This is a genomic window from Flavobacterium sharifuzzamanii, from assembly GCF_003254585.1.
Classification (GTDB): domain Bacteria; phylum Bacteroidota; class Bacteroidia; order Flavobacteriales; family Flavobacteriaceae; genus Flavobacterium; species Flavobacterium sharifuzzamanii.
Genome location: NZ_QJGZ01000040.1, coordinates 405463 through 419162 on the forward strand (window position 1 = coordinate 405463; position 13700 = coordinate 419162).

At 35.7% G+C, this 13700-nt stretch carries 6 protein-coding genes; all 6 read left to right on the forward strand.

The features are described 5' to 3' along the window. The first annotated feature begins 159 nt into the window (after positions 1–159). The 6 genes from DMA14_RS16680 to DMA14_RS16705 all read left to right on the forward strand — a co-directional run bounded on the left by DMA14_RS16680 (position 160) and on the right by DMA14_RS16705 (position 13418). Positions 160–2013 carry a glycoside hydrolase family 35 protein gene (locus DMA14_RS16680; protein WP_111425717.1) on the forward strand — a complete coding sequence of 618 codons (1854 nt, stop codon included), beginning with the start codon at positions 160–162 and terminating at the stop codon, positions 2011–2013. Positions 2014–2048: 35 nt separating this feature from the next. After that, on the forward strand, positions 2049–3533 hold the full coding sequence (locus DMA14_RS16685; RefSeq protein WP_111425718.1) for an alpha-L-fucosidase: 1485 nt from the start codon (positions 2049–2051) through the stop codon (positions 3531–3533). Positions 3534–3544: 11 nt separating this feature from the next. Next, positions 3545–5788 (forward strand): GH92 family glycosyl hydrolase, encoded by a 2244-nt coding sequence (locus tag DMA14_RS16690; RefSeq protein WP_111425719.1) that lies wholly within the window; start codon positions 3545–3547, stop codon positions 5786–5788. Positions 5789–5802: 14 nt separating this feature from the next. Continuing rightward, complete coding sequence (locus DMA14_RS16695) at positions 5803–8463, forward strand: glycoside hydrolase family 3 protein (RefSeq protein ID WP_111425720.1); 2661 nt, start codon at positions 5803–5805, stop codon at positions 8461–8463. A gap of 262 nt (positions 8464–8725) precedes the next feature. Beyond that, complete coding sequence (locus DMA14_RS16700; RefSeq protein WP_111425721.1) at positions 8726–11812, forward strand: SusC/RagA family TonB-linked outer membrane protein; 3087 nt, start codon at positions 8726–8728, stop codon at positions 11810–11812. Positions 11813–11828: 16 nt separating this feature from the next. Beyond that, a complete protein-coding gene (locus tag DMA14_RS16705; protein WP_111425722.1) occupies positions 11829–13418 on the forward strand; it encodes a SusD/RagB family nutrient-binding outer membrane lipoprotein in 1590 nt (529 codons plus the stop codon). Positions 13419–13700 lie beyond the last annotated feature (282 nt).

Here is a 13700-nt window from a genome sequence, read left to right on the forward strand (position 1 = left end):
TTTAAACACATAGAAACATAGATTTTTTTGGCTTTGAAAAGAGTTTAGAAAGAAACTAGTTTCTAACACATAGTTTAACGTGAAATGCTTGTGACAGCTTTGTCAAAGTTTCAAACTTTGGCAAAACTCTAAAGTCATAAATGTATAATCTGAAAAAAAATGAATAAGATATTATTTAAGCTCGGAGTATTATTGATTTGTTTGATGCCGTTTTTTACTAAGGCGCAAACCAAAGGATTTTCTATATCTAATGGAGAATTTCAAAAAGATGGGAAAATTATAAAAATACATTCGGGAGAAATGCACTATGAGCGTATTCCTAAAGAGTATTGGAGACATCGATTGCAAATGCTTAAAGCTATGGGATTGAATACCGTGGCAACCTACGTCTTTTGGAATTATCATGAAATTGAGCCAGGTGTATGGGATTTTAAAACGGGAAATAGAGATTTAGCAGAGTTTTTACGTATTGCTAAAAGTGAAGGATTATATGTAATTCTTAGACCAGGTCCGTACGCATGTGGTGAATGGGAATTTGGAGGATATCCTTGGTGGTTGCAAAATAATAAAGATTTGGTAATTCGTAGCAATAACAAAGCTTTTTTGGAAGCTTGCAAGACGTATCTGGAAAATTTGTATGCAGTGGTAAAAGGAAACTTTGCTAACCAGGGAGGTCCAATTATTATGGTTCAGGCCGAGAATGAATTTGGTTCTTATGTCTCTCAAAGAACCGATATTAGTGCTGATGATCATAAAGCATATAAAACTGCAATTTACAATATGCTTAAAGAAACTGGGTTTCCAGAGCCTTTTTTTACTTCTGATGGTACTTGGTTGTTTGAAGGCGGTGCTGTTGATGGCGTATTACCCACTGCAAATGGAGAATCAAATATAGAAAATTTAAAGAAGCAGGTTGATAAATACCATAAAGGGCAAGGGCCTTACATGGTAGCAGAGTTTTACTCTGGCTGGTTAGACCATTGGGCAGAACCATTTATTAAAATTGGATCTGAGGAGATTGCAAGTCAAACTAAAAAGTACCTTGATGCAGGCGTTTCTTTTAATTATTATATGGTGCACGGCGGTACTAATTTCGGATTTACCTCTGGAGCAAATTATAATGAGGAAAGTGATATTCAGCCGGATATTACAAGCTATGATTATGATGCGCCTATTAGCGAAGCAGGTTGGGCAACACCAAAATTTATGGCTATTCGTGAAGTAATGCAAAAATATTCTAAAACAAAATTAGCACCAATTCCAGAGAAAATACCAGTTGTAAAATATCCTAATCAGCCTGTCAAATCAAGTATGGATGTTTTAAGCTGGATCAAAAAAGAAAAAGCGGTTGTAAATGATCAACCTTTAACTTTTGAAAAGTTGGGACAAGGAAATGGATATGTTTTGTATCGAAAAAGATTTACTCAGCCAATTTCTTCTGGCAAATTGAAAATCGAGGGATTGAGAGACTTTGCTACCGTTTATGTAAATGGAATTAAGGTGGGTGAATTGAATAGAGTTTTCAAAAATTACGAGCTGACCCTTTCTATTCCTTTTAACGGTATTTTAGAAATTCTAGTTGAAAATATGGGACGTATTAATTACGGAGCCGAAATAGTGCATAATACGAAAGGAATTATTTCTCCAGTATTCATTAATGAATATGAAATTAGTGGTGGTTGGGAAATGTATAAAATGCCAATGAATGAAGTGCCAGCTGTTAAAAACGAAACGATAAAACCAGGACGTCCAGTTTTATATGAAGCTACAGTAAACATAGAAAAACCAGCCGATACTTTTCTTGATATGTCTGCTTGGGGAAAAGGAATTGTATTTGTTAACGGACACAATCTTGGACGCTACTGGAAAGTAGGCCCGCAGCAAACACTTTATGTACCAGGCTGTTGGTTGAAAGCAGGTGAGAATAAGATTGTTGTATTGGAGCAGCTTAATGAAAACACCCCAAAAGAATTAACTTTTACAGATCAGCCTATACTTGACAAACTAAACTAAAAACAAAGAATAATAAATTATAAATTAGATTAAAGATGAAAAAAGGAATATTCATAATCGCCCTTTTATTTTCAGCTCAGATATTCGCTCAGGCGATTTATGAAGATGAAAGATACGTACCAGAAACTGATCCGTTAGTTTTAAAGAACTTAGACGAATGGCAAGGCAAAAAATTTGGTTTGCTAATGCACTGGGGAACTTACAGCCAATGGGGAATTGTAGAGTCCTGGTCTATCTGCCCTGAAGATTATGGATGGTGTGAACGTAAAAAAGGAAGCAATCCGTCTAATTATAATGATTATATTAAAGATTATGAAGGTTTAAGAAAGACTTTTAATCCTGTAAAATTTGATCCTGCAAAATGGGCAAAAGCGGCTAAATATGCTGGAATGAAATACATGGTTTTTACCACCAAACACCATGATGGTTTCAATATGTATGATACTAAATATTCTGATTACAAGATTACTAGTAAAGATGTTCCTTTTCATACCAACCCGAAAGCAGATGTTTTAAAAGAGATTTTCAATTCTTTTAGAGGTGAAGGGATTTCAACTGGAGCTTATTTCTCTAAACCAGACTGGCATAACGAAAACTATTGGGATCCTTATTTTCCTCCATTCGACAGAAACGTAAACTACGATCCGTCTTTATACCCAGAAAAATGGCAGAAATATGTAGATTTCACTCATAACCAAATCTTAGAAATCTTAACGAACTACGGTAAAGTTGATATCTTATGGTTAGATGGAGGATGGGTTAGAAAAAGAGACCAAGTAAACATCAAAGAAAACTACGACGAGAAATTTACTGAAAACGAATCTAAAAACGGTTTCATTAAACACAGAGTGGTAGATCAAGATCCAAAAATGGATGAATTGGTTGTAAAAGCGCGTCAAAAACAACCAGGTTTAATTGTAGTAGATAGAGCTGTTCACGGTAAAAACCAAAACTATTTAACTCCAGAAGGACGTGTTCCTGCTAAAACTTTGCCTTATCCTTGGGAATCTTGTATTCCAGCAGGCGGTGGATGGTCTTATTCTCCAGGTGCTGAGTACATGACTGGAAGACAAGGTATTCACATGTTGATTGATATTGTAGCTAAAGGCGGAAACTTATTATTGAACATTGCGCCAAGTCCAGAAGGAGAATGGGATAAAGGTGCTTACGATTTATTGCAAGCTTACGGTGATTGGATGAAAGTAAACAGTACAGCAATTTACAACACAAAACCAATCGAACCTTACAAAGAAGAAAACATTTGTTTTACACAAAATAAAGCGGGTAATGTGTTCGCATTTTATTTAGCTAAAGACGGAGAAGATAAAATTCCTGCTACAGTTACTGTAAAATCAATAAGTCCTAAAAAAGGAACAAAAATTACAATGTTAGGTTCTAAAACTTCTTTAAAATGGACAAAAGAAGGAAACGGATTTAAAGTAATTATTCCAGAAAGTTTAAGAAACAATCTTCCTGCAAAAGAAGCTTGGACTTTAAAAATTGAAGCGATCAACAGATAAGAACGAAGCCTATGGTTTTAAATATTAAAAATAAATTTGAAACAGCATGTATTTTATACATGCTGTTTTTTAGCATTACGATTTTTGCGCAGGAACCTGCCGATTTCGTGAATCCGTTTATTGGGACTTCCAATTATGGTGCGGCTTTTCCGGGACCAATTGCACCGCGTGGAATGGCAAGTATTAGCCCGTTTAATGTGGCTGGAGTTAAAAATACACCGATGGAAAAAGATAGTCAATGGCTTTCGAATCCGTATGTGAATGAAAATACGTTTTTGACAGGATTTAGTCAAGTGAATTTAAGCGGAGTTGGCTGTCCGGAATTGGGTGTTATTTTATTGATGCCAACAACTGGAAATATAGAAATCGATCATTTAAAATACGGTTCAACGTATTCTAATGAAGTTGCCAAAGCTGCTTATTACAGCGTAAACATCGACAAATACAAAGTAAAAGGCGAATTTACCGCTTCAAAACGAGTGGGAGTAAGCAGATTCACTTTCCCGAAAGGGCAATCTAATATTTTATTAAATCTTGGTTTAGGATTAACAAACGAAGAAGGCGCGATGGTAAAGGTGGTTTCTTCTACAGAAATCGAAGGAATGCGATCTGTTGGTTCGTTTTGTTACAATAGTCCAGAAGATGCTTATCCGGTTTATTTTGTGGCTCAATTTTCTAAACCTGCCCATAAATTTGGAGTTTGGAAAAAGCCCACAAAATATAACGGTGTTGAAGCGCAATGGATGGGTTACAACGGAAAAGCGAGAATAATGGAAAATACCATTAAAACCGTAGTAGGTGATAGTATTGGAAGTTATTTTACGTATAAATTCGACAAACAAGAAACGGTTGAAGTGAAGATTGGAATTTCGTACGTAAGTATCGAAAATGCCCGTGAAAACTTAGCAAAAGAAGTTGGTAACAGATCTTTTGATGCAATTTACAAAGAAACCTACAACGAATGGAATGAAGAATTGTCTAAAATTTTGGTTGAAGGTGGTTCAAAAGAAGACAATACGATTTTCTACACAGCTTTGTATCACACTTTAATTCATCCAAATATTTTAAATGATATTAACGGACAATATCCCGTAATCAAAAGAAGTAAAATTGCTAAAACCGATGACACCCGTTATACCGTATTTTCTTTATGGGATACGTACCGAAATGTACATCCGCTGATGTCTTTGGTTTATCCAAAACAGCAATCTGATATGGTAAAAAGTATGTTGACTATGTTTGATGAAAACGGCTGGTTACCCAAATGGGAACTGAATTCGACTGAAACTTTTACCATGGTTGGAGATCCTGCAAGTATTGTAATTACAGATACTTATATGAGAGGAATTCGTGATTATGATGTTAATAAAGCCTATTATGCGATGTTGAAAGGCGCAGATAATATTGAAAATAATCCGCTTCGTCCTGGATTGAAAGATTATATCAAAAAAGGATATTTAACAACTGATAATAAAGGCCCAGTTTCTACAACTCAGGAATACAATATTTCAGATTATTCTATTTCGCTTATGGCCAACGAATTTGGTGATAAAGACAACGTAAAACGTTTTAAAGAACGTTCCTTATCCTACAGAAAATTATTCGATAAAAACTTAAATCTGCTTCGACCAAGAACGCCTGACGGAAAATGGTACGAACCTTTTGATCCCGCTTCTGGAGCTAATTTTGAAGAAAATGTTGGTTTTATAGAAGGTAACGCTTGGCAATACGCTTTTATGGTTCCGCATGACATTATTGGGTTGAAGAAATTAATGGGAGGTGATATAGCATTTTCGGCGCAATTGCAGAAAATCTTTGATATCAAACAATTTGATATGGCAAACGAACCAGACATTGCCAATCCGTATTTATTCAATTATGTGAAAGGCGAAGAATATAAATCTCAGGAAATGGTTAAGAAATTGGTTCGCGAATATTTCAAAAATGAACCCAAAGGATTACCAGGAAATGATGATACAGGAACAATGTCGGCTTGGTTGGTGTATTCGATGATGGGAATTTACCCAATATCTCCAGGAGATCCAATTTACACCATTACAACGCCAATGTTTCATAGAGTAACGATCAAATTAGATCCAAACTATTATAAAAAAGAAAGCATCGTAATTGAAAGACAAGAAAATAATGGCGGGAAAATCAATTCGATTGAGCTAAACGGAAAAACACGCAACAGCTTCTTTATCACACATGATGATTTTGTGAATGGAACAAAGCTTAAAGTGATTCAAAATTAAACAAACACACAACTATGTTACAATTAAGAATGAGGAAAACGGCCATTATTTTTGTAATGGCTGTTGGTTTTTTAAACCAAACCCATGCCCAGAAAAAATATCCGTATCAGGATGCCAAATTACCAGTAGAAGAAAGAGTACAAGATTTGCTAAGCCGTATGACACTTGGAGAAAAAGTGCGTCAGATGGATATGTATAGAGGAGATTTTTTTAAAGATAAAGAAGATTTTGCTAAAGCTAAATCGGCAGAAAAAATCGGAAAATTAGGAATTGGAGCTATTCATGATCTTTATCCCCGTTCAGCGAAAATGATAAACGATCTTCAAACCAACGTAATCAAAGGAAACCGTTGGGGAATTCCAGCTTTGATTATGTGTGAAATGCTTCATGGTTATTTAGACGAAGGAAGTACCGCTTTCCCAATGAACATTGGGCTTGGAGCAACTTGGGATGTTGCTGTGATGGACAAAGTGGGTAAAGTAATTGGTATGGAAGCTAGAGCACATGGTGTTCATTTTGGTTTTGGACCAAACTTAGATTTAGGACGCGAACCAAGATGGGGACGTGTTGCTGAAACTTTTGGAGAAGATGCTTTCCTAAATAGTGAAATTGGTTTGGCTTTCATTAAAGGAATGCAAGGAGACGATTTGAAATCAGATCGTTCTATTATTGCAGAACCAAAACACTTCGCCGTTCACGGTATTCCACAGGCGGGAGGAAATTCTTCGCCAATTTTGGTTGGAGAACGTTCTGCAAGAGAAGACCATTTGCCATCTTTTGAAAAAGCATTTAGAAAAGGCGGTGCTTTGGGAACAATGTGTGCTTATTCTGAGTTAGACGGAATTCCTTGTGCAGCAAATCATTGGTTATTGACGGATGTTTTGAGAAACGAATGGGGTTTTAAAGGATTGGTAGTTTCAGATTTAGGAGCTATTAAATATATCCAAACCACTCACAAAGTGGCTGACTCTCCAAAAGATGCTATTAGAGAAGCAGTTTCAGCTGGTGTTGATATGCAGTTTTATGATTTTTCAAACGAATTCTGGCAAAATACAGTCATTGAATTAGTTAATGAAAAGAAATTAACAACTGAAAATATCGACCGTGCAGCAGGAGCAGTTTTACGTTTGAAATTCTTATTAGGATTATTTGAAAATCCGTACACAGATAAAAACTTGATTAAAGAACGTTTTCATACTCCAGAAAATCAAGCTGTTGCTTTAGAAGCGGCTCAGAAATCTATGGTTTTATTGAAGAATGAGAACAATATTTTGCCTTTAAGCAAAAACTTAAAAAATATTGCGGTTATCGGACCAAATGCAAATGCTTCAAGATTGGGAGGTTATGCTCCTAAAAATAGTGTTGGAATGACGGTTTTTGAGGGAGTAAAGGAATTGGTTGGAAAAACTGCAAATGTAGTTTATGAAGAAGGAGTTCCATTGATCGTAAAAGGACAGATTATTCCATCTAAATATTTATATACTCCAGATGAATCTCAAAATGGATTAAAAGGAGAATATTTTAATAACAGAAACTTAGAAGGAACTCCAGCATTGACTCGTATCGATAGCCAGTTAGAGTTTGATTGGCCTTGGGCGCCTGGTGATGGCGTGAATGTAGATGATTTTTCTATCAGATGGACAGGATTCTTAAAATCTGATCAAGCATTGGACGGATGGTTAGGTTTAAGTTCTGATGACGGAATTAGAATGTATATCGACGATCAATTGGTTATCGACAACTGGACAAAGGGAGCGACAAGTATGGTTACCGTTCCAAAAAACATCGAAAAAGGTAAAAAATACAAAGTCCGCATTGAAATGTGGGAAGGAGGCTGGGGAGCCAGAGCTCATTTCCGTTGGAATTTAGAAAAAGTAAACTTACAGCCAGCAATCGATGCTGCTAAAAAAGCAGATGTTGCGATTGTGGTTTTAGGAGAATCTAACGAATTGGTTGAAGAAAACAGAGACGTAGCTTCTTTGGACTTATTTGGAATTCAACAGCAATTAATCGAAGAAATTCAAAAAACAGGAACTCCGGTAGTTTGTGTGTTGTTAAATGGTCGTCCGCTTTCTACAAACTGGATTGCTGAAAATATTCCAGCAGTTTTAGAAGGTTGGTTCCCAGGCGAATTAGGAGGTAGAGCAGTAGCTGATGTTTTGTTTGGAGATTATAATCCGGGTGGAAGATTACCAATTACGGTTCCAAAATCAGTTGGACAGTTACCTATATATTATAATCAAAAACCATCTGCGATCCATAAATATGTAGCAGAAAGCGAACATCCTTTATATTCTTTCGGTTACGGATTAAGTTATACGAAGTTTGAATATTCTAATTTAAAACTGAGTACTACTGAAATTAAACCAAATGGAGAAGTAAAAGTTTCTGTTGATGTTAAAAACGTCGGAGACAGAGATGGTGATGAAGTAGTTCAGTTATACATTAACGATGTTTACAGTTCAGTAACAACTCCTGAAAAAACATTAAAAGGATTCAAAAGATTAAATATCAAAAAAGGCGAAACAAAAAATGTCGAATTCACACTTACACCAGATGAGCTATCTCTTTGGAACAGAGAAATGAAACGCGTTGTAGAGCCTGGAGATTTTGAAGTTATGGTCGGTGGAAATTCGACTGATTTGCTTAAAACAAAATTTAAGGTTTTGAATTAAAAACCCAAAAACGCCGAAGATTTTTCGGCGTTTTTGCTTTAAAAAAATGAATACAATTATAAAAGGCCAAATTCTATTCAATAATAGAATTTGGTCTTTTAATTTAAGGCAGAGTAGGATTACAAATGAAAACGTTTTCTTTCAATAAAACGCTTAAGATTTACCAACACCTTTTCAAAATTGTCATTTGTCGAAATTATATTTTGTTAACAGAATGTATTCTTAAGTTTAACATGTTATTAACTCTAAAAAAACAACTAATATGATTAAAAACGTACTAAAATTACTGTTTGTCATATGCCTTTTCGGGTTTCAAGCCCTAGAAGCGCAGACAACAGTAAAAGGAACGATAACAGATGCTCAAAGCGGGATTCCGATTCCTGGAGCAAATATTATTGTTAAAGGAACTAAAACAAGTGCTTCAACAGATTTTGATGGTAAGTACAGCATTAGTGTTCCAAATCAATCAGCAGTTTTGGTTTTTACTTATGTAGGATCTGCTACAAAAGAAGTTGCTGTGGGATCACAATCTACAATTAATGTAACTCTTGGCCCAGATACGCAGCAGTTAGGAGAAGTAGTGGTTACCGCTCTTGGTATTAAAAGAGAGAAAAAAGCCATTACGTATTCTGCACAAAACGTTTCTGTAGACGAGTTATCTGAAGCAAGATCATTAAACGTTGCGAACTCACTTTCTGGTAAAGTTGCAGGTCTTAACTTTTCTACAACTTCAAATGGTGTTGGTTCTTCTTCTAGAATTACGTTAAGAGGTAACAGATCGTTAAACGGAAACAACCAGCCTCTTTACGTAGTAGATGGTGTGCCAATTTCTAACGGAACAACAAATACAAATCCTGATATTGATACAGGAGGAACTACACAACCTGATGGTATTTCTAACATTAACCCAGAAGACATTGCTTCGATGACTGTTCTTAAAGGTCCGTCTGCAGCAGCTCTTTATGGTTCAAGAGCATCAAATGGTGTAATCGTAATTACAACTAAATCGGGTAAAGCTGGAAAAACTTCGGTTTCGTTATCATCTAACTTTATGGCTTCTTCAGCTTATAATTTGATGAACTTGCAAAACGAATACGGTCAAGGAACAAACGGAAATTATGTTTCAAACTCAAGCTCAAGCTGGGGTGCACCTTTAGACGGACGTCAGGTATCTGCTTGGCAGTTGGTTCGTAATCCAAATTATGCGGGACCAGCTACACAAAGTTATTCTCCACAGAAAAACAACGTTATTGATTTCTACAAAACAGGATATAACTTAGCAAACACTTTGACAGTTACAGCTGGTAACGAAAAAGCACAAGGTTATTTCTCTTATACCAATACACGTGCTGAAGGTATTGTGGGTGGAAACCAATTGGACAGACACAATCTTAACTTAAGATTGACAAGCAAGATTACAGATAAATTAACTTTAGATGCTAAAACAAACTACATCGTTCAAGATATCGATAACTTATTGAGAACGGGTGAAGAGTCTATCGGAACATCTGCTTATTTATTGCCTCGTAGTATTGCTTACAACGATTACAAAGATTTCGAATATTTTGATGCTGCAGGACAAAGACAAGTAAACTATTTTCTTGATGAAACTGGAGCTCCTGGCGGAAACCCATTCTGGTCTGCTTTAAGAGATGATGCTCGTACAGATAAAAGAAATAGATTTATTGGTTTAGCGTCTCTTAAATATGAGTTTACAAAAACGTTAAGCTTACAAGGTAGAGCTGGTTTAGACCAAATGACAAACAAAAACGTAAGAAACAGATATGCAACTGCTGCTTTCAACAATAACATGGGTTCTTACAGCGAATCTTATGAAACAGTAAGCGAATTAAACATTGATGCTTTACTTTCTTACAATGAAAAATTCGGAGATTTCTCTGTTGGTCTTAACGCTGGTGCGAGTTCATTACAACAAAATAGTTCAGCTTTAAATTCTGGCGGTGTATTGAGTAAACGAAATTTCTTTGCCCTAAGTAACGTTCAAACAGTTCAATCTACATCTACAGCTTCAGAAAAAAGAATTAATTCTGTTTACGGATTTGGTCAAATTGGTTTCAGAAACTACTTATTCTTAGATTTAACAGCTAGAAATGACTGGTCTTCTACTTTACCAGAAGATTATTTCTACCCATCTTTCGGACTTTCGGCTGTAATTTCAGATATGGTTACATTACCTGAAGTAATTAGCTTTGCTAAATTAAGAGCTTCTTATGCACAAGTGGGTAACGATACAGATCCGTATCAAACACAACAAAGATTCTCTTACATTGGTGGAAACGGCGGTATGTTATACGGACAAAGCACAAAAGCAAATCCAAACTTAAAACCAGAGATTTCTTCTTCTACAGAGTTTGGTGCTGATGTTAGATTCTTCAACAATCGTTTAGGTTTAGATTTCACGTATTTCAATACCTTGACTAATAATCAAATTTTCTACATCAATACACCAGAACCTTCTGGATATTCTAGAGCGATCGTAAATGGTGGAGATATCGAAAATAAAGGTATTGAGCTTACGCTTACTGCAACTCCAATCCAAACGGCAAACTTTACTTGGGATATTACAGCAAACTATGCTTCATATAAGTCAAAAGTAAAATCTATCTTTGAGGGAAGAGATGAGTTAGTTCTTGGCGAAGGACGTTTAGTAAGAAGTAAAGTGGTTGTTGGTGGTGAATATGGTGATTTATACATTAAAGGTTTCCAAAGAGATCCAAACGGAAATATCATTGTAAATAGTGCGGGTATTCCATTAGCTACAAATGGTTTTGATGTTCGTGCTGGTAACTTTAACCCAGATTGGACTGCAGGTTTCAAAAACAACTTTAAATACAAAGATTTCTCTTTAAGCTTCTTGGTTGATTTCAGAATCGGTGGTGAAGTTATTTCATACACTCAAGCGAGACAAGCTGGTTTAGGGGTAAGTGATATTACTTTGGCAGGAAGAAATGGCGGAATTATTGTGGATGGTGTTGTAGATAACGGAAACGGAACTTACACGCAAAACACAACAAGTATCAATGCTGAACAATACTGGACAGCAATTGGTCAAAGAACTCCAATTGCAGAGCCATTTATTTATGATGCAACAAACATCAGATTAAGAGAGCTTGTTTTTGGTTACTCAATGCCAAAACGTTTATTAGGCAACTCAGGATTTACAAGCATCGATTTCTCATTAGTAGGTAGAAATTTATTCTTCTTCTTAAACAAAGCGAAATACTTTGATCCAGAAGCGGGAGCAGGTACGGGTAACTTACAAGGTATAGAATCTTTCAACATTCCATCAACGAGAGATTATGGAGTGAATGTTAAATTCGGATTTTAATTAAAAAAGAGATATCATGAAATATAGTTTTAAAATAAAAACATTAGGAGTTGCTTTAATGGCAGTTTCGATTTTATCAAGCTGTACTGGCGATTTTGATGAAATAAACAAAGATCCTAATTCATTGACTGAAGATCAGTTGGATGCTACATTGGCAGGTCCTGCATTTGCATCTGCATTGTACGCAGGTATCCACAATGGTTCTTATTCATCACCAAGTGGTATAGATGATCAAGGTACGTGGGGTATTGCTACAGGTATTTTGTCTTCAACTTTTATTCACTATTTGAACTGTGGATACGGAACAGAAAGAAATGCTTTCGTAAATGGATACGAAGGAAGAGGATGGACAAGATTTTACACTGTTGCGGCTCCAGCTTTATCAAATGCTATTAAAGCTTCTGAAGGAAATGCAGAAGCATTAGCAATCTTAAAAATCTGGAAAGTTTTCATGTACAACCAAATGGTTGATGCTTACGGACCAATTCCTTATACTGAAGCTGGTAACGGAAAAGATAAGGTTCCTTACGATAGCGTGGAGTTTATCTATGCAGATTTCTTTAAATTATTAGACGAAGCAAATGCAACATTAACTTCTACTTCTGCAACTTCAGTTGCTTCACTTGCCCCAAATGATAGAGTTTACGCAGGAAGTGTTGACAAATGGAGAATCTTTGGAAACAGTATGAGATTACGTCTAGCTTTAAGAATTTCTGATAAAGATCCTGCAAATGCAAAAACTCAAGCTGAAGCTGCCGTTGCTGCCGGAGTAATGCAAACAAATGATCAAAGTGCATTCTTTAAAGCAAGTAACATTACGCCAAACAACTTAAACATGATTGTAAACAGCTGGGGTTATGTAATGACATCTTCTATGGAAAGTATCTTAGTAGGATATAAAGATCCGCGTTTATCTAGATGGTTTGCGCCAATTGCTTCAGGAGTATATAGAGGAAATCCAGTTGGTGGTTTAGAAGATCAATTTGGAACTACTGAATTCTCTAAATTTAACAATAATGTTTTAGGAAATGGTCCTAATAATACACTTAGCGAAACTAAAAACATTGAAATCTTCATGGCTTCTGAGAACTATTTAAGTAGAGCAGAAGGAGCTTTAAATGGATGGAATATGGGAGCAGATGCTAAAACTTTGTATGAAACAGGTATTAGATTATCGCTTGCACAATGGGGAATTACAGAAGCAGCTGATGTTAACGCGTACATTGCAGGTACATCATTGCCAACATTGCCAAACATTTTGACCGTATATCCAACTTTAGATTTACAAGATATTCCAGTTAAATTGCCAGTGGCATGGTCTGCGTCTACTGCTGACCAAAGAACTCAAATTGCAGTTCAGAAATACTTAGCAATTTTCCCAGAATCTTGGGAAGCTTGGGCAGATTTAAGAAGAAGCGATGCTAAAGTAATCTATCCAGTTTTAAATACTGATAATCCAGATGCTGGAGTTGGAAAATCTTTGATGAAAAGAATTATTTACACGACAAACGAGTACTCATCAAACAAAGCGGCTGTAGAAGATGGAGTTTCTAAATTAGGAGGTCCAGACTCTGGTGGAACAAGACTTTGGTGGGACACAAAATAATTAATTTGGTAAAGTAATAGATCAATCGATTTGTTACTTGAGCAGAAGGAGAGGTAACTCTCCTTTTGTTTTATATGAAGGCCAGTGAATTTTTGCCCCAACTTTAATTCATAAGAAATTCCCTTTGTGAGAAATTGAACAAATTTAATTTTAACACATAGAAACATAGGTTCTTTGCCTTAAAAGAAAAGCAAAGAGAAAAATATTTCTTTCGCATAGCTATGTGTGAGAAACTAGTTTCTTTCTTTATTCTTTTTTTTTTTTTAATAAAATCTATGTTTC